The 18,011-nt window shown below is 69.9% G+C and carries 15 protein-coding genes; 5 read left to right on the forward strand and 10 right to left on the reverse strand.

Annotated features, from left to right (window positions below; genetic code table 11):
- Window positions 1-60: 60 nt before the first annotated feature.
- The 3 genes from AAG895_RS00415 to AAG895_RS00425 form a co-directional block, all read right to left on the reverse strand.
- Entirely contained in the window at window positions 61-531 is a 471-nt protein-coding gene (locus tag AAG895_RS00415; protein ID WP_345793597.1) for a DUF494 domain-containing protein, read from the reverse strand.
- Between the two features lie 153 nt (window positions 532-684).
- Window positions 685-1,860 (reverse strand): DNA-processing protein DprA, encoded by a 1,176-nt coding sequence (gene dprA / locus AAG895_RS00420; RefSeq protein WP_345793598.1) that lies wholly within the window; start codon window positions 1,858-1,860, stop codon window positions 685-687.
- Window positions 1,861-1,882: 22 nt separating this feature from the next.
- Window positions 1,883-2,920 carry a LysM domain-containing protein gene (locus AAG895_RS00425; protein ID WP_345793599.1) on the reverse strand — a complete coding sequence of 346 codons (1,038 nt, stop codon included), beginning with the start codon at window positions 2,918-2,920 and terminating at the stop codon, window positions 1,883-1,885.
- Between the two features lie 193 nt (window positions 2,921-3,113).
- On the opposite strand from AAG895_RS00425, the gene def reads away from it, so the two are divergent.
- The 3 genes from def to htpX all read left to right on the forward strand — a co-directional run bounded on the left by def (window position 3,114) and on the right by htpX (window position 5,601).
- Window positions 3,114-3,617 carry a peptide deformylase gene (gene def / locus AAG895_RS00430; protein ID WP_345793600.1) on the forward strand — a complete coding sequence of 168 codons (504 nt, stop codon included), beginning with the start codon at window positions 3,114-3,116 and terminating at the stop codon, window positions 3,615-3,617.
- Window positions 3,617-4,576, forward strand: coding sequence for a methionyl-tRNA formyltransferase (gene fmt, locus AAG895_RS00435; RefSeq protein WP_345793601.1), 960 nt, complete (start codon window positions 3,617-3,619; stop codon window positions 4,574-4,576). Before def ends, fmt begins: the two co-directional genes overlap by 1 nt.
- Before the next feature lie 185 nt (window positions 4,577-4,761).
- Window positions 4,762-5,601, forward strand: coding sequence for a zinc metalloprotease HtpX (gene htpX, locus AAG895_RS00440; RefSeq protein WP_345793602.1), 840 nt, complete (start codon window positions 4,762-4,764; stop codon window positions 5,599-5,601).
- A gap of 60 nt (window positions 5,602-5,661) precedes the next feature.
- On the opposite strand, the gene AAG895_RS00445 is transcribed toward htpX, so the two are convergent.
- Window positions 5,662-6,792 (reverse strand): TIR domain-containing protein, encoded by a 1,131-nt coding sequence (locus AAG895_RS00445; protein WP_345793603.1) that lies wholly within the window; start codon window positions 6,790-6,792, stop codon window positions 5,662-5,664.
- Window positions 6,793-6,939: 147 nt separating this feature from the next.
- Between AAG895_RS00445 and tpx the strand changes: the two genes are divergently transcribed.
- The gene (gene tpx / locus AAG895_RS00450; RefSeq protein ID WP_345793604.1) at window positions 6,940-7,440 is read left to right on the forward strand and encodes a thiol peroxidase; all 501 of its coding nucleotides are present in this window, start codon (window positions 6,940-6,942) and stop codon (window positions 7,438-7,440) included.
- A 67-nt stretch (window positions 7,441-7,507) separates the two neighbouring features.
- Here the strand turns inward: tpx and AAG895_RS00455 are convergent, their stop codons facing one another.
- From AAG895_RS00455 to AAG895_RS00475, 5 genes are all read right to left on the reverse strand, one after another.
- The gene (locus AAG895_RS00455) at window positions 7,508-9,205 is read right to left on the reverse strand and encodes a FapA family protein (RefSeq protein ID WP_345793605.1); all 1,698 of its coding nucleotides are present in this window, start codon (window positions 9,203-9,205) and stop codon (window positions 7,508-7,510) included.
- 81 nt (window positions 9,206-9,286) lie between these two features.
- Entirely contained in the window at window positions 9,287-11,218 is a 1,932-nt protein-coding gene (locus AAG895_RS00460; RefSeq protein ID WP_345793606.1) for a radical SAM protein, read from the reverse strand.
- A gap of 174 nt (window positions 11,219-11,392) precedes the next feature.
- A complete protein-coding gene (locus AAG895_RS00465; RefSeq protein WP_345793607.1) occupies window positions 11,393-12,397 on the reverse strand; it encodes an asparaginase domain-containing protein in 1,005 nt (334 codons plus the stop codon).
- A complete protein-coding gene (locus AAG895_RS00470; protein WP_345793608.1) occupies window positions 12,394-13,797 on the reverse strand; it encodes an aspartate ammonia-lyase in 1,404 nt (467 codons plus the stop codon). Before AAG895_RS00470 ends, AAG895_RS00465 begins: the two co-directional genes overlap by 4 nt.
- 65 nt (window positions 13,798-13,862) lie before the next feature.
- Window positions 13,863-15,329 (reverse strand): alanine/glycine:cation symporter family protein, encoded by a 1,467-nt coding sequence (locus tag AAG895_RS00475; protein WP_345793609.1) that lies wholly within the window; start codon window positions 15,327-15,329, stop codon window positions 13,863-13,865.
- A gap of 341 nt (window positions 15,330-15,670) precedes the next feature.
- Here AAG895_RS00475 and AAG895_RS00480 point away from each other — a divergent pair, with 341 nt between their 5' ends.
- The gene (locus AAG895_RS00480) at window positions 15,671-16,483 is read left to right on the forward strand and encodes a helix-turn-helix transcriptional regulator (protein WP_345793610.1); all 813 of its coding nucleotides are present in this window, start codon (window positions 15,671-15,673) and stop codon (window positions 16,481-16,483) included.
- A 27-nt stretch (window positions 16,484-16,510) separates the two neighbouring features.
- Here AAG895_RS00480 and AAG895_RS00485 read toward each other — a convergent pair whose 3' ends face one another.
- Window positions 16,511-18,010: an AMP nucleosidase gene (locus tag AAG895_RS00485; protein WP_345793611.1), complete on the reverse strand. Its 1,500-nt coding sequence runs from the start codon at window positions 18,008-18,010 to the stop codon at window positions 16,511-16,513.
- Window position 18,011: the final 1 nt, after the last annotated feature.

Here is an 18,011-nt window from a genome sequence, read left to right on the forward strand (position 1 = left end):
CGGAAGCGGCGGATGATACGGACGGCAGGCTTGCGCGTGCAAGACGGGCGGATTGACCGTTCAATGCACGATCGGTTCGTAGCCCCAGTCGTCCTCTTCGGTGAGGAGCTCGTCGACCATCAGCGTGTCGATCGGCTCCTCCTGCTGCCACAGCACCATCAGCACGATGACCTTGAGGCGGTTGAGCGTGATGCTGAAGTCGGTGAGTGCCATCGCGCGCTCGATGATCAGCTCGCGGTGCGCGGGGCTGAGCACCCCGGCGCTCTCGAGCAGGCTCAGGAAGCCGCGGCAGCGGGCGTCGAGCCGCGCGTGCTCGTCGTCGGCGTAGATGCGCACCGAGCCCGCGCTGGGCGCGATGCCCGGATGAATGTCGCGCGCCACCCGGCGCAGGCCCGAGAGCCACTCCAGCGCTTCGGAGATTTCCTCCTCCTCGAAGCCGGCGGCCGACAGCTTGCGGGTGAGCTGGTCGGGTTCCGGGCAGGCGTCGGCGTGGATGTAGCTTTCGAAGAGGTATACGAGGATGTCGAACAAAACGGCCTCTTGTCGATTCGGCGGGGGCAGGGGATCCGGGGGCGCCCGGTAGGCCCGCTTCGGCCGGCAACGGCGGCCTTCGCCCGGGGGCGTGAGCGCGGCGTCGCGGTCGTGTGTGCGTCTGTTGTATGCGGTGGCGGCGAAGGGGCCGATTCAGGTGCGCTGGAAGCGTCCGCCCGGCATGCGCGCAAGGTGTCCGTCCAGCTCGAGTGGCAGCAGGATGGCGTAGAGGGCATCGACCGTCAAGCCGGAGCGGGCGGCGAGCGTGTCGATGTCCACCGGGTCGTGCCCGATCAGCGCGAGCACCTGCGCGGTCTCGTCATCGAGTGCCAGATGCGCCTGTGCAACCGACGCCGGGGGCGTGGCCACGGTTCGCGTCGTCCGTCGGCCCTGGGGTTTCGGTTGCGGGGTGGGCGCGGGCCAGCCGAGCCGGCCGCGCAGTTCCTCGATCACGTCCTCGGCGGTCTCGACCAGCTTGGCGCCCTCGCGGATCAGGCGGTGGCAGCCGCGCGCAAGGGGCGAATGGATCGAGCCTGGAATCGCGAACACCTCGCGCCCGCTCTCGGTGGCGAGGCGGGCGGTGATCAGCGAGCCGCTGCCCAGCGCCGCCTCGACCACCAGCACGCCCTGGGCGAGTCCGGCGATGATGCGGTTGCGGCGCGGAAAGTTGTGCTGCAGCGGCGGGGTGCCGAGCGGGAACTCGCTGACGATCGCGCCCGCGCTGGCGATGTCGCGGGCCAGGGCGGCGTTGCGCGCAGGGTAGATGCGGTCGATGCCGGTGCCGATCACCGCGACCGTACCGCCGGCCGCCGCGCCGCCGGCGAGCGCGCCGCGATGGGCTGCAGCATCGATGCCCAGCGCCAGCCCGCTGACGATGGTGAGACCGGCTTCGGCCAGGCTGCGCGCGAAGGCGGCGGCATTGACCTCGCCCTGGGCGGTCGCCGAGCGCGCGCCGACGAGCGCGATCGCCGGGCGCTGCAGCAGCGCTGGGTCGCCCTTCACGTAAAGCAGGATGGGTGGGTCGGCGATGTCGAGCAGGCTGCGCGGGTAGGCTTCGTCGGCGAGCGTCAGGATGTGGCTGCCCGGTTCGGCAGCCCAGGCCAGCGTGCGCGCGATGGCGTCGTCCTGCCGTGCCGACAGCACTGCATCGGCCAGTTCGCGGCCGACCACGCCGGCCAGCGCGCTGCGGCCGGCAGCGAAGACGTGGCGCGGCAGCCCGAAGGCGGCGAGCAGGCTGCGCTGGCGCTCGGCACCGAGGCCCGGGACCGCGCTCAGGCGCAGCCAGTCGGCGAGTTCGTCGGCGGCCGCGTTCGGGCTTGCGGTGGACAAGAGGTGAGCCGGGCGGCGCCGATCAGGGCTTGCGGACCGCGTCGGCGATCGTCACCGGACCGTCGGATTCCATCACCAGTGCGTACGAGACGCGCTCGAAGACGCGGAAGACGAACACGACGCCGTAGCGCTTTTCCGGCAACTGGTAGGTCTCCTTGCCGCCCTCGCCGCGGTACTCGGCGGTGCCGCGGTTGCGGAACAGCGACAGCACATGGCCGCGCTCCAGGCCATCGCGCTCGCCGACGCTGAGCGCCACCACGTGGAGGCGGCCGGTCTCGCTCACGCCACGATGGATGCTGATGACGCGGCCCTCGACCGCCTGTTCGGGCGCATGGGGGGCATAGGAGAACACGCTCGGGCGCTCGCTCGGCATCATCAGGTCACCGACGCCGATTTCCTCCACCGCGGATACGATCTCCAGCGTGGTCGGTTCGCCGCGCTCGGTGACGCGGGCGGTGCCGAGATAGGCGGCTTCCCAGGCGATGGTCTCCCGCGTGACCGGATCCTCGAGCGGACGCGCGGGGCGGTAGATGTGCCACACATCGGTGTCGGGATCGACGTTCTTGGCGAACACCGTGTCGCCCGAACCGGTCAGCACGCGGCTGGTCTCGGTGGCGATGATGGTGGCCGACCCGTCCAGCCGCGGCTGGTCGACCACCAGCGGGCGATTGAGGAAGGGTTCGATCACCTGCAAGGGGATGCTCGGCACGGCGCTCTCGAGCTGCTCGGTGTAGACCTTCGGCTGCAGCCGGTCCGACTGCGTGCCGCCGCCGACGCGGCGACCCACGGACAGCCACGGACCGCTGCGATCGAGCAGGATGACCTGGCCGGGATAGATGAGGTGCGGGTTGCGGATCTGGTCGCGGTTCAGTCGCCAGACTTCGGGCCAGCGCCAGGGTTCCTGCAGGAAGCGGCCGGAGATGTCCCACAGCGTGTCGCCGCGCACCACCGTGTAGCTGTCGGGCGCGTTGTCGGCGAGGCGCACGCCGGACTGGGCATGGGCGCTTGCGCCGAGCAGCGTGGCGAAGCCGACGAGCAGAGGGAATATAATTCGGATCATTGTTCGCTTCCGTTCGTGGCGGAACAGGCCGGGCCGGGCCCGGAACGCCGCATGCTGGTGGGGGTCGAAGCCGTCAACGACGAAAGTCGCGGACGCCTCCGCGACCTGCTCCGATATCCCGTCGTAATACATGCCGATGCATGTGAAACCGCTCGAAATTCTGCACTTAAAGGCTTAACGCAGCAAGGCATTCATGGCTCTCCTACCCATTCTCCGCTACCCCGATCCCCGTCTTCACACGGTCGCCCGACCGGTCGCCGAGGTCAATGACGAAATCCGGCAGCTGGTGCAAGACATGGCCGAAACCATGTACGAAGCGCCCGGCATCGGGCTCGCCGCCACCCAGGTCAACGTTCACCAGCGCGTGGTCGTGATCGACGTGAGCGAGGACAAATCCGGCCTAATGGCACTGATCAACCCCGAAATCATCGAGCGCGACGGTGAGCAGGTGTGCGAGGAGGGTTGTCTGTCCGTACCCGGAATCTACGAGAAGGTGACGCGTGCCGAGCGTGTGAAAGTTCGCGCCCTGAACGAAAAAGGCGAATCCCGCGAGTTCGAGGCCGATGGTCTGCTCGCCGTATGCGTCCAGCACGAGATCGATCACCTCGATGGAAAGGTCTTCGTGGAGTACCTGTCGCAGCTCAAGCTCGGTCGCATCAAGGCCAAGCTGGCCAAGAAAGCGCGCATCACCGCGTGATGGGTACCGCTCAGACCCCGGCCGCACTGCGCGTCGCCTTCGCCGGCACGCCCGAATTCGCCGCGCAGGCGCTGCAGGCCCTGCTCGACGCCGGCTACCCGGTGCCGCTGGTGCTTACCCAGCCCGACCGCCCCGCCGGGCGCGGCATGAAGCTCTCGCCGAGTCCGGTCAAGCAGCTTGCGCTTGCGCGCGGGCTCGAGGTCGACCAGCCCGAGAAGCTGCGCACCGAGGAGCAGCGTGCGCGCCTCGCCGCCTGCGCGCCCGACGTGCTGGTGGTGGCCGCCTACGGGCTCATCCTGCCGCCGGCCGTGCTCGCCCTGCCGCGCCTGGGCTGCATCAACATCCACGCCTCGCTGTTGCCGCGCTGGCGCGGCGCGGCGCCGATCCACCGCGCGATCGAGGCCGGCGACACCGAGACCGGCATCACCATCATGCAGATGGACGAAGGCCTGGACACCGGCGCGATGCTGCTTCGGCGGGCGCTCCCCATCCAGCCGACGGATAGCACCGCCAGCCTGCACGACCGCCTGGCGGTGCTCGGCGGCGAATGCATCGTCGAGGCGCTGGCCGCGCTTCAGCGTGGCGCGCTGGTCGCCGTCCCGCAACCTGAGGCGGGGGTGACCTACGCTGCGAAGATCGGCCGCGCCGAGGCCGCCATCGACTGGAGACGCCCGGCGCTGGAACTCGAGCGTGCGATGCGCGCCTTCGATCCCTTTCCCGGCGCCGCCGCCGTCCTGCGCGACACGGTGGTGAAATGCTGGTCGGGCAAGGTCGTGCCGGGCGTGGGCGAGCCCGGCACCGTGCTCGCGGTCGACGCCGAGGGCATCACGGTCGCCTGCGGCCGCGACGCACTGCGTTGCACGGTGTTACAGCGCCCCGGCAGCAAGCGCCTGCCTGCGGGGGAATTCGTGCGCGGATTCCCGGTCTCTGTCGGCGAACGCTTCGACATGCCGGGCTGACTCGGTCGGACGGTAGCAACCGTCCCGTGGGAGCGGGCTTGCCCGCGAAAGTCGCGGCCGGAAACGCCGGATTCGCGGGCAAGCCCGCTCCCACGGAGGCCGGTCCGGTGTGCGCAGCCCTTGTATTCGTCCCCGAGGGGCCCAAACTAAGCTCAAGAATCAATTTTTTCAGGAAGGATTCCGCAATGTTCGGAAACTGGATTAAGACCACCATCCTCATGGCCGGCATCGTCGCCCTGTTCGGCGCTATGGGCGCGGCCATCGGCGGCCAGCAGGGCATGCTGATCGCGCTCGTCGTCGGTGGCGCGATGAATTTCTGGGCCTACTGGTTCTCGGACAAGGCCGTGCTCAAGATGTACAAGGCGCGCGAGGTCGATGCCGCGTCCTCGCCCTACCTGTACAACATGGTGCGCGAGCTCGCCCAGCGCGCCGAACTGCCGATGCCCAAGGTCTACATCATCGACGAGGCCCAGCCCAACGCCTTCGCCACCGGCCGCAACCCGGAGAACGCCGCGGTCGCCGCCACCACCGGCATCATGCGCATGCTTTCCGAGCGCGAGCTGCGCGGCGTGATGGCGCACGAGCTGGCGCACGTGAAGAACCGCGACATCCTGATCTCGACCATCTCGGCGACCATCGCCGGTGCGATCTCGATGCTGGCCAACTTCGGCATGTTCTTCGGCGGCCGTGACGGCGAGGACCGCCCCAACCCGGTGGTATCGATCGCGATGATGATCCTCGCGCCGCTCGCCGGCATGGTCATCCAGATGGCGATCAGCCGCACCCGCGAGTTCGGCGCCGACCGCGGCGGCGCGGAGATCTCCGGCGACCCCGAGGCGCTCGCCGCCGCGCTCGCCAAGATCGACGCCTACGCCCGCGGCATCCCGATGCACACCGCCGAGCAGCATCCCGAGACCGCGCAGATGATGATCATGAACCCGCTCTCGGGCGGCGGCCTGCGCGGGCTGTTCTCCACCCACCCCTCCACGCAGGAGCGCATCGCCCGCCTGCGCGCGATGCGCTGACCGGGGGGCGCGGGTCGTCCGCCTGCCGCAGCGCCGCCCCGCGCCTGCCGCGAGTGCGCCTCAACGTGACTCGAGCGCGGTCCGCACGAGGGTGAGCAGTTCGCCGGGCGTGACCGCCTCGCCAACGGCGCCGGCCTGGAGCAGGGCCTCGCGCCGCCTGGAACGGAGCGCGGCATCGAAGGCGCCGTGGTAGAACGCCACCGGCGGTCGTTGCGGGCGGGCGGCCAGCGCGTGCAGGAGCTTCAGCCCCGCGCTCGCCATGCCCTCGAGTGCTTCCGGACGGTCCCAGTCGGACAGGATCAGGTCGAAGCCTTCGGCGTCGGCATCGAGGCGGGCGAGCGCTTCTTCGGTGCTGCGCGCGGTGACGACCTCGATCTGCAGCTTCGCCAGCGCGGCGATCTCGTGGCGGTTGCCCTCCGGCTTGTCGTCCACCCAGAGCACGCGCTTCTGCTCCGGCATCGCGATCAGCGCCTCGGCCATGCCCTCGGCGTCGGCGTTGTCCATCGCGCTCACGCCGCGCACGCGGGCCGCCACCGCGAGCTCATCGGCAAAGCCGCCGATCATGCGGCGCAGTAGCTTCTCCGCGCGCAGCTCCTGCGCGGCATCGGCGGCGCGGTCGCGCACGCCACCACGCCCGGGCCGTGCCCCGAGCGTGTCCTGCGGCGCCGGTGCGCGCGCGGACGCGGTTCCGAAGTCGCTCGAACGTGGCGCCGCCGGCACGGGCGGCGGGGCCTCTGCCCAACGCTGCTGGATGCCCTCGACGGTGCGCCGGATGCCCTTTGCGACGTCGGTCCACGCCTCGTCGCGGTTGGGCCAGGAGGTGACCGGGCGCAGGTCGGTGGGCAGGCCCTGCAGGTGGGCGAAGGGCGCATCCTCGATGTCCACCGCGCGCAGCAGGACAGGCACCACGCTGGCGTCGCCGCGCTCGGCACGGGACATCGCGGTGGCCAGCTCCTTGCCCCAGATGTAGTCGGAGTTGAGAAAATCCTTGCTCACCAGGAGCAGGATCAGGTCGGCGCCGGTGAGCTGGCTATCGATCGCCTGGTCCCACTGCTGGCCCGGAACGATGCCGCGGTCGTGCCAGGGACGGATCACGCCCTTGCGGCGCAGCAGCGCGAGGTGGCCGTCGAGTTCGTCGCGCAACGCTTCGTCCTCGTGTGCATAGCTGTAGAACAGATCCACCGGTTCCATGTGAGGCCCCCTGGCATCGCCGCCTGATATTCAACATAGCTCAGGCGGCCTCTGCCGTCAGCGCCGCCTTCGTGTAGGCTAACGACCGGACCAGCCGGCGCCGAAATCGTACAAGCCGGCACAATCTCACCAACAGGAGAAGACCCCATGAGCAAAGTGACCCTCGGTGGCAACCCGATCGACGTGGCCGGCCGTTTCCCGCAGGCGGGCGATGCCGCCCCCGCGTTCAAGCTGACCGCAGCCGACCTCGCCGACGTCGGCCTCGACGCCTTCGCCGGCAAGCGCAAGGTGCTGAACATCGTGCCCAGCCTCGACACCCCGGTGTGCGCCACCTCGACCCGCAAGTTCAACACCGAGGCCGGCGGCCTGGCCGACACCGTGGTGCTGGTCGTGTCCGCCGACTTGCCCTTCGCCGCCAAGCGCTTCTGCGAGACCGAAGGCCTCAAGAACGTGCACACGCTGTCGACCTTCCGCAACCCGGGCTTCGCCCAGGACTACGGCGTGGCGATCACCTCCGGTCCGCTCGCCGGCATCACCGCGCGCGCCGTGGTGGTCATCGACGCCAACGACAAGGTCGTGCATTCGCAGCTGGTTCCGGAGATCAAGGAAGAGCCGGATTACGCAGCCGCGCTGGCCGCGCTGAAGTAAGCCGCGCACGGTCGCTGCAGCGGCCGGTGGCGGGTGGCGCAGGCCGTCCGCCACCGGCCGCATGCGTTCACCGCCCGCGGCGCGGGGCGTCCAGTCCGGTGGGGCGTTGTGGTGCTTCGGCGTCGGGGCTGTCCTCGAGCGGGAACAGGCCCAGGCCGGATTCGGCGAGCCGGACGGTGCTCGCGCCGCGGTCCTGCGGGATGCGCAGCGACTGTTCGCCCATGCTGACGACGCAGCCCTCGTAGAGGGCGGTCTCGGCATTGACGCGTGCCTGCTGGGTCAGCGTCAGGCGATAGCGCAGGTCCTCTTCCTCTTCGCGCAGGGCCTCGATCTCGGCCGACATGGTCGCGGCAGCCTCCTCGGCGCGCGCCACGATGTCGGGCGCGAACTTGCCCGGATTGCGATCGGCGACGGTGAGCAGCTTGCCGATTTCGAGCAGCTTGTTCTCGCGCATGTCACGCGCCTCGGCCTTCTCCTGGACCGCCAGCGCGAGCGCCGGATCGTTGCCGATCTCGAGCTCGGTGCGGATGCGGTTTGGCGCCCCGATCACGCGTGCGTGGATCGACAGGCAGGCGCGGGTGAGACCGCCGATGATGTGGCCGCGCCGGTAGTTGCCCACGCGGATGTGATTCTTCGCCTCGAGCTGGCACTGCATCGCGAGGTCGTCGATGAAGATCGAGTCGCCGGCGACGATGCGGGCCTGCTGGGCGTAGGTGGCGGCAAAGCTGCCCCCGCAACGCAGGGCGTGGGCGCTGTAGTCCTTGCCGCCGCTCTTGCCACCGAGCCCGCCCATCACTCCGCCCTTCACGACGATGTTGCCGCCCGCCTCCAGCGTTGCCGGCTCGACCGTTCCGCCGACCTCGATGTCACCGGTGGCGCGGATGGTCATGCCGGCCTGGACGTCGTTGCGCACCCGCACGGTGCCGTCGAAGTTGATGTTGCCGGTCGCCATGTTGACCGCATCCACGGTGTAGATCGGTTCCACCATGATGCCCCCGCGCACCCGCAGCGGTTGGCCGTCGGTGGCGGCGACGAGCAGGTCCGCATCGTCGGCCGCAGGCGCCACCCCCTTCAGGCCGGCGGCGAAGCGCACGTCGCGACCGGGGCGCGGCAGGATGATGCGGCCGAGCACGCCGAGGCCGTCGGTGCCGCGTGTCGGCGGATGGCGGCGCATCAGCGGATCGCCCGCGTGCACGATCTGGATCTCGCCGAGATCGCGGTAGTCGGTGCGACCGCAGGGCCGGATGCTCGGCACGCGCTCGCGCATCTCGGGCAGCAGATATTCCAGCCGGCCATCGTCGCCCGGCACCGGCTCGCGTCCGCGCGCGATCACGAGATCGTCGGCCTTGCCGGCGGCGACGGCGCGACTGATCTCGTCCATCAGCACCCCTTCGACGATGCCCTTGGCCTGGACCTGGGCGAGCACCTCGGCCTGGGTCGCCGCGGTGCCACCCTTGGCCGGGACGAGCGTCAGGCGGGCGCTCAGGCCATCGAGCGCGATCATGATCTGCACGCTCGCATCGACGCAGTGGGCGATCTCGATCGGCGCCACCGCCTCGCCTGCGTTGTAGCGCGCGATCAGCTGCTTGATCGGCTCGGGGCGGATCTGCAGTTCGTCGTAGCCCGCGGCGGCAAGGCGCTTGCGCAGCCACAGCGCGTCGATGCGCGGAAAGCGCGGGTCGGGCGCCAGGCTCACGCTCAGCGTCCGGTTCGACTCGTCGAAGAGCAGCCTCAGGTCCGGGCCGTTCGGGAGTTCGTCTTCCATGGTCTCATTGCGCCGGCATATTCAGAAGGTGGGCCAGGCTGCATGCTATCCCCGTATCGCCTGCGGTGCGCGTGTGGAACATCACGACGCGATGTTTTTGTGGGCGAGGGCCCGTGCAATGAACTGTCGCGGCACGCGCGGGCGCGGCACGCGCTCGGCGAACCAGCTGCGCACGTCGGTATCCAGCCCGATGCCATGCATATAGTTGTATAGCGCCTTGTTGAGCGCCTTGCCCAGGCTGTCGTGGTCGACGCCGGTGGGGTCGATGAAGCCGACGTCGTTCTTGGCGAAGGTGACCTTGGGCAGGGGCACCAGCTCGACGCCGTATTCCTGCGGATTCATGCCCACCGGCGAATGCACGGTGCACGCGAAGCGGTGGAAGAAGCCCGACTGGATGCAGCCGGCCTCGAAGAGCTGGCGCACGTACTCGAGCGCATCCACGGTGTCATGCACCGTCTGGGTCGGAAAGCCGTACATCAGGTAGGCGTGGACGAGCACGCCGGCTTCGGTGAAGGCGTGGGTGACGCGCGCCACCTGCTCCACCGACACGCCCTTCTTCATCAGCTTCAGCAGGCGGTCGGAGGCCACCTCCAGCCCGCCCGACACCGCGATGCAGCCGCTGTCGGCGAGCAGCTGGCACAGCTCGGGGGTGAAGGACTTCTCGAAGCGGATGTTGCCCCACCACGAGATCGCCACCCCGCGCCGCAGCAACTCCTCGGCGAGCGCGCGCAGCGCCTTGGGCGGCGCGGCCTCGTCGACGAAGTGAAAGCCCGTCTGGCCGGTCTCGGCGATGATGGCCTCGATGCGGTCGACCAGCAGCGCGGCCGGGGCGCCGTCGTAGCGGCCGATGTAGTCGAGGCTGACGTCGCAGAAGCTGCACTTCTTCCAGTAGCAGCCGTGGGCCACGGTGAGCTTGTTCCAGCGCCCGTCCGACCACAGCCGGTGCATCGGGTTGAGCATGTCGAGCACCGACAGGTAGCCGTCGAGCGGCAGGCCGTCCCAGGTGGGGGTGCCGACCTCGGAGAAGGGCACGTCGGGCTCGACGAGATTGATGTAGCGGACCTGGCCGGTCTCGGCATCGCGCGCGAAGCTGCGCACCAGGCGCGACTTGCCGCGCCGGCCCTGCAGGTGCTCGAGCAGCGCCAGCAGCGGGCGCTCGCCGTCGTCGAGCGTCACATAATCGAAGTAATCGAACACCCGCGGTTCGGCGAGCTCGCGCAGCTCGGTATTGACGAAGCCGCCGCCGAGCACGGTGACGATCTCCGGGTGCGCGGCCTTGATCGCCTGCGCGATGCGGAAGGCGCCGTACACCGAACCGGGGAAGGGCGTGGACACCAGCACCACCCGCGGGGCGTGGCGGTCAATCGCCTCCAGGGTGAGCGCGCGCAGGGTGGCATCGACCAGCGTCGGCGGTGCGGCGAGCGCGGCGGCGAGCGGCTCGAAGCTCGGCTGGCTCATCGCCAGCGACTCGGCGTAACGCACGAACTCGAAGCGCGCATCGACCGCGTCGCGCAGGATGTCGGCGAGCTCGTTGAGGTAGAGCGTGGCGAGGTGGCGTGCGCGGTCGGCCAGGCCCAACGCCCCGAAGGCCCAGGCGAGCGGGTCGCCGCCCTCGGGGTCGTCGGGGTCGATGTAGGCGTCCAGCGTGTCGAAGCGCGGGCCCTCGGGCAGGAAGGTCCGGCTGGCGATGCGGTGGGCGATGGTCGGGTCGCGGCCCTGCAGGAAGGCAATGGCGGGGCCCACGGTGCAGCGGTAGCGCGCGAAGTGCTCGATGAAGCCCTGCACCAGCGGCGTGCGCTGCTTCCTAGGCAGGGCCTCGGCGCGCGCGCGGATGTCGTCCAGGCCGGCGGGCGAGAGCAGGCGCAGCACCAGCTTGAGCGCGAGGTCGTCCTGCACCGCGTCGATGCCGCGCGAGCGCAGGAAGCCGGTGAGATAGGCCGTGGACGGGTAGGGGGTGTTGAGCTGCGTCATCGGCGGAATGACCGACAGGACGCGCGGCGAGGTGTCTGCCATGAGGAGGGGCGGCCCAAGCTGGGCCGCGCCGACTCGCGGGCAGGAGGCGGACGCGGTGCCAGGAGGACCGTGAATCGTGCACGGAGGCTGGGACGCCCATTCTACGTGAGGGCACGCGCCTGCGCGCCGGCTCGCCAGCCCGCCGTTTCGGCCCCCGCCGTGCGTGGCCGCCGTTCAGGACATCTCGCCGCACAGCGCGGTGGCGAAGAGGGTGCGCACCCGTGCCGGGTCGGCGTGGGTTGCGAGCAGCACGTGCAGCTTGGCGAAGGCCGACTCCAGCGTCATGTCCGCGGCAGGCACGACGCCGATCCGCGCGAGTGCGGCGCCGGTCGCATAGGCGCCCTGCACCACCGGCCCGTGTGCGCACTGGGTCCGGTTCACCACCACCACCCCGCGCGCCACGGCGCGCGCCAGTGCGTCGATCAGGCCCGGCTCGGCGTCGGGCAGGTTGCCCGCACCGTAGCTGCACAGCACCAGGCCGCGCAGTGCGGGATCGTCCGTGAGCGCGTCCACCTGGCGCGCGGAGAGGCCCGGATGCACCGTCAGCACCGCCACCGCGCGCGGATCGAACACGGGGCGCGCGAAGTCGCGCGCGCCCGCCGGCAGCAGCTGCCCCGCATCGATCCCGATTTCTATACCCACCTCGGCCAGCGCGGGCGCGTTAGGTGAGCTGAAGGCGTCGAAGGCTGTGCTGCTGGACTTGGTGCTGCGGTTGCCGCGCAGCAGCCTGCGGCCGAAGAAGAGTCCGATCTCGCCGCATTCCAGGCGTGCGGCCAGTACCAGCGCCGCCTGCAGGTTGGCGAGCGCGTCGCTGCGCGGCTCGACGAGCGGGACCTGCGCGCCGGTGAGGATTACCGGGCGGTCGGCGCCGCGCAGCATGAAGGACAGCGCCGACGCCGTCCACGCCATGGTGTCGGTGCCGTGCAGCACGACGAAGCCGCGGTAGTCGTCCCAGCGCGCGACCAGCTCGGCGGCGATCGTCGTCCACTGCGCCGGCTGCAGGTTCGCGCTGTCGATCGGCTGCGGCAGCTCGACGAGGTCGAAGGCCGGCAGCCCGGACACGCCCGCCAGCTGGCGTCGCAGCACGGCGCCGAAGCCCGGCATCGGACGGTAGCCGTCCGGGCTGCGCGCCATGCCGATGGTGCCGCCGGTGTGCAGCACCAGGACGCGCCCGCTCATGCCGCGCGCCGCTGCGGAGCGAGCATCGACTGCGGGCTCAGCAACGCGTCCAGCTCGGCCTCGCCCAGCAGGCCCTCTCCCAGCACGAGGGCGCGCACGGTGTCGCCGCTGTGCAGCGCCTGGGCGGCGATGCGCGAGGCGTTGGCGTAGCCGATGTGCGGCACCAGCGCGGTGATCACGCCGATGCTGTGCTCGACATGGCGCCGGCACTGCGCGCGATCGGCGCGGATGCCGCGGATGCAGCGCTCCTCCAGCATGCGGCAGGCGGCGTCGAGCATGCGCACCGAGGACAGCAGGTTGTAGACGATCAGCGGCTCCATGGCGTTGAGCTGGAGCTGGCCGGCCTCGGCCGCCATCGTCACCGCGAGGTCGTTGCCGATCACCTGGTAGGCGGTCTGGTTCACCGCCTCCGGGATCACCGGATTGACCTTGCCCGGCATGATCGACGAGCCCGGCTGCATCGGCGGCAGGTGGATCTCGCCGAAGCCGGTGCGCGGCCCGCTGGAGAGCAGGCGCAGGTCGTTGGCGAGCTTGGAGAGCTTGACCGCGAAGCGCTTGAGCACGCCGGAGAACAGCACGAAGGCGCCCATGTCCGACGTGGCCTCGACGAGGTTGGCCGCCGGCACGATCGGCTTGCCCGAGATCTCGGCGAGATGGCGCACGGCCAGCGCAGCGTAGTCGGGGTGGGTGTTGATGCCGGTGCCGATCGCGGTGCCGCCGAGGTTGACCTCGCACAGCAGGGCGCAGACCTCGTGCAGGCGGTCGATGTCCTCGCCGAGGTTCACCGCGAAGGCCTCGAACTCCAGGCCGAGCGTCATCGGCACCGCATCCTGCAGCTGGGTGCGGCCCATCTTGATCACGTCGGCGAACTCGCTGCCCTTGTCCTCGAGCGCGCGCTTTAGGCGGGCGATGGCTTCCACCAGCGGTTCGACGGCGAACTGCAGGCCGACGCAGACCGCGGTCGGATAGGCGTCGTTGGTCGACTGCGACATGTTCACGTCGTCGTTGGGGTGGAGGTGCGCGTAGGCGCCCCTGGGCTGGCCGAGCTTCTCCAGCGCGAGGTTGGCGATCACCTCGTTGGCGTTCATGTTGGTCGAGGTACCGGCGCCGCCCTGGATCAGGTCGACGACGAAGGCCTCGTGCAGGCGGCCGCCGATGATGTCCGCGCAGGCGGCGAGGATGGCCTCGGCCTTGTGCGCCGGGAGCAGACCGAGGTCGCGGTTGGCGCGTGCGGCGGCGGCCTTGACCATCGCCAGCGCGTTCACCAGGGCGGGGAAATGGCTGATCGGCACACCGGTGATGGCGAAGTTGTCGACCGCGCGCTGGGTCTGGATGCCGTACCAGGTGTCGGCGGGCAGCGCCATGTCGCCGAGCAGGTCGTGTTCGATGCGGGTGTTCATGTCGAGGTATTCCTGTGACGGGGGCTGGCGCGCGCTGCGCCAGCCGGTCCGGGTTGGTCGGGCGCTCAGGCCTTGGCGGGAGCCGGGACGGCGGCGGGCTTGATCGCCACGCGATCCTCGTCCTCCAGGCGCCAGGCCTCGGTGTCGATGTTGAGGTCGGTAAAGCGTGCGGCGTCGAACACCGGCTCGGCGACGCCGGCCTCGATCTGCGCGTCATAGTCGCGCATCAGGCGCAGCCCGGGCTTGAACAACGCGGCCAGCGCGAGCAGGTTGGCGAGCGCGAGGAAGCCCATGGTCACGTCGGCGAAGGCGAACACGGTGCCGAGGTCGGTGGTGGCGCCCCAGCCGCACAGCGCGATCACCATCGCGCGGTAGACCATGACCAGCCCGCGGTTGCTGGCGCTGAACCAGCTCAGGCTGTTTTCGCCGAGGTAGTAGTTGTAGATGATGGTGGTGAAGCCGAACAGCATCAGCGCGACGCTGACGAACACCCTGCCCCACTCGCCCACGAGGCCGGCCAGCGAGGCCTGGGTCAGCGCCACGCCGCCGATCTCGGCGCTCATCCCGGGCTGGTAGACGTCGCCCAGCAGCACGATGAAGGCGGTGCAGGAGCACACGATCAGGGTGTCGATGAACACCGAAAAGGCTTGCACGATGCCCTGGCTGGCCGGATGGCGGACGTAGGCCACCGCGGCGACGTTGGGCGCGCTCCCCAGGCCGGCCTCGTTGGAGAACAGGCCGCGCTTGACGCCCATCACGATCGCCGCGCCGATGCCGCCGCCGATCGCCGGCTCGAGGCCGAAGGCGCTCTTGAAGATCAGTGCCAGCACGCCCGGCAGTTCACCGATGTTGAGCGCCACCACCACCAGCGCGATCGCGATGTAGCTCACCGCCATCACCGGCACGAGGACCTCGGAGGCCTTGGCGATGCGCTTGACGCCGCCGAAGATGATCGTGCCGACGACCAGAGCGAGGACGATGCCGGTGGCGCCGACCGGAATGCCGAAGGCGTCGTTGATCGAGGTGGCGACCGAGTACGACTGCAGCGCGCTGAAGCCGAAGCCGAAGGTCACCAGCAGCAGCACCGAATACACCGCCGCCAGCCACTTCCAGCGCGGCCCCATGCCGCGGGCGATGTAGTGCGCGGGGCCGCCGCGGTAGGTGCCGTCCGGCTCGGCCCGCTTGTAGGCCTGGGCGAGCGTGCATTCGAAGTAGCTGGTGGCCATGCCGATCAGGCCCACCAGCCACATCCAGAAGATTGCGCCGGGTCCGCCGAGGGTGATCGCCACCGCGACGCCGGCGATGTTGCCACCGCCGACGCGGCCGGCGACCGACAGCATCAGCGCCTGGAAGGAGCTCAGGTGGCCGTGCTTGTCATGGGCGAAGGCCTGGTTCGCGCCGAGGATGCGGAACATGCGGCCGAAGTAGCGGAACTGGACGAAGCGCGAACCGATGGTGAACCACAGGCCGAGGCCGATCAGCACGACGATCAGCACCTTGGACCACAGCAGGTCGTTGAGCAACTCAAGCATGGCGGCGCCCTCCTTGGCGGAGGCGGCGGTCGCCGGTCGTGGCTGCGGAGGGCCGCAGGTTTGCGGCCGGGGCCGCGAGGTGACTCGGGTGGACAGTCATGAAATGTCTCCTTGCTGCGCGGCGCGTGGCCGCTGTTGTCGTTTTCCCCCGCACGGGCGGCAGGGGTGGAGGCATTTCAGCAAGCCGCGGCGTGCGGGGGAATTTGGCGTTCTGGCTCCGAGCGTTGCCGAGTGACGCTGGAACTGCGCCATACTGCGACAGATGCACTGTGTGCTGCTGGTGTGTGCCGCGATCGCGCCGCGCCGGTGAGCAACCCAGTCCCCCGTCCGAGGAGCCCGCCATGCACGAGGATTTCGCCCGCAACCTGCGCCTGCTGTGCAGCTACTACCGCTCGGTGGCCGAGGTCTGTCGTAGGCTCGAGATCAACCGGCCGCAGTTCAACCGCTACCTGAGCGGCCGTTACCGGCCGTCGGCGCACACGCTGCGCCGCTTCTGCGCTTTCTTCGGCGTGGAGGAGCACGAGATCCTGATGCCGAGCGCGCAGTTCGAACGCCTGGTGCAGGTACGCCCGCGGGCGGCCGCACCCGCGGCAGGCGAAGCGCCGGAGGCGGCCCACCTCGCGCATCTGAAGGACATCGGTAGCGACGGGCTGGACAAGTACCTCGGCTACTACTTCGAGACCTACCTGTCGATGGCCTGCCCGGGTCAGCTGCTGCGCACCCTGGTGTGCCTGGAAAAGCGCGATGGCCGGGTGTACTACCAGCGCACCGAGCGCCTGATCGAGCATCCGCGCGAGAAGGCCTACCACGGCATCTACCGCGGCCTGGCGCATTTCCTGACCGACCGCATCTTCCTCACCGACTACGAGACGCTGACCGGCCTCGAGATGACGCAGACCATTCTCTTCCCCTCGTTCAAGAATCGTGTCACCCGGCTCACCGGCCTCAAGCTCGGTGTGTCGGGCAGTGGCGAACGCATGCCGTGCTGCGCACGGGTCGTGTACGAATACCTCGGCCAAACGATCGACGTCCGTCGCGCGCTGCGCCTGTGCGGCCTGTACGCGCTGGACGATGAGCGCGTCGACGAGGCGACACGGCGGGCGGTGAACAACGACATCGCGCCCGGCGAGTGGCATTTCCGCGCGCGTTACTGAGCGCGTCGGCGGGCGCGCGTCGCGCTGCTACTGGAACGCCACCTCGGCGAAGCTGCGCAGCTTGCGGCTGTGCAGGCGGTCGACGCCCTGTGCGCGCAGGCGCTCGAGGGCGCGGATGCCGATCCGCAGGTGCTGGTCGACGCGCTCGCGGTAGAACTTGTCGGCCATGCCGGGCAGCTTGATCTCGCCGTGCAGCGGCTTGTCGCTGACGCATAGCAGCGTGCCGTAGGGCACGCGGAAGCGGAAGCCGTTGGCGGCGATGGTGGCGGATTCCATGTCCAGCGCCACCGCGCGGCTCTGGCTGAAGCGGCGCTCCGGGCTGGTCGACATGCCGTGCGAGGGCAGCAGCTCCCAGTTGCGGTTGTCGGTGCTGGCGACGGTGCCGGTGCGCATCAGGCGCTTGAGCTCGTAGCCCGACAGCTGCGTGACCTCGGCCACCGCGGCCTCGAGCGCCACCTGCACCTCGGCCAGCGGCGGGATCGGCACCCAGGGCGGCAGTTCCTCGTCGAGCACGTGGTCCTCGCGCACGTAGCCGTGGGCAAGCACGTAGTCGCCCAGGTGCTGGCTGTTGCGCAGGCCGGCGCAGTGGCCGAGCATGATCCAGGCGTGCGGGCGCAGCACCGCGATGTGGTCGGTGATGGTCTTGGCGTTGGCCGGGCCGACGCCGATATTGACCATCGTGATTCCGGCGCGGTCGCCGCGCACTAGGTGGTAGGCCGGCATCTGCGGCAGGCGCGGCGGCGGCATGCCCTCGGCGTCCTCGGCCTGTGGCGGCAGATCGGCACGGCGGGTGATGACATTGCCGGGCTCGACGAAGGCCTCGTAGCCGTGGCCGGCGCCGGTGTCGGCCATCAGCTCGTGGCCGAGGCGGATGAACTCGTCGATGTAGAACTGGTAGTTGGTGAACAACACGAAGTTCTGGAAGTGCGCCGGCCGCGTGCCGGTGTAGTGGCGCAGCCGGTGCAGCGAGTAATCCACCCGTGGCGCGGTGAACAGGGCCAGCGGATGCGGCTCACCGGGGCCGGGTTCGAAGGTGCCGTTGGCGATGCCGTCGTCCATGGCGCCGAGGTCGGGCAGGTCGAAGTGGTCGCGCAGCAGGCGGCGGCGCTCGGGGCCGAGCTGGCCTTCCAGATAGTCCTGCTCGGGGAGGGCGAAATGCACCGGGATCGGCTGCGTGCTGCTGCCCACCTGCAGCGCCACACCGTGGTTCTCCACCAGCAGACGGAATTGTTCCAGGTAGTAGTCGGCGAACAGCTCCGGCCGGGTCAGCGTGGTCTCGAACACCCCGGGGCCGGCGACGAAGCCATAGGACAACCGCGAGTCCGCGCGCGCCACGGTGTCGGTGCGCACGCGCAGCAGCGGGTAGCAGGCGCGCACGTGGCGGCCGATGTCGGCGCCGTCGACGTAGTGCTGCAGGCCGCGGCGCAGATGGTCGACCGCGAGCGCGTAGATCTCGTGCACCCGGGCCAGCGCCGCCGCCGGCTCGGCGAAGTCCTCGACTTCGAAGTGGGGGGCGTGGCCGTTCATG

This window comes from Thauera sp. JM12B12, assembly GCF_039614725.1.
In the GTDB taxonomy this organism is placed as follows: Bacteria; Pseudomonadota; Gammaproteobacteria; order Burkholderiales; family Rhodocyclaceae; genus Thauera.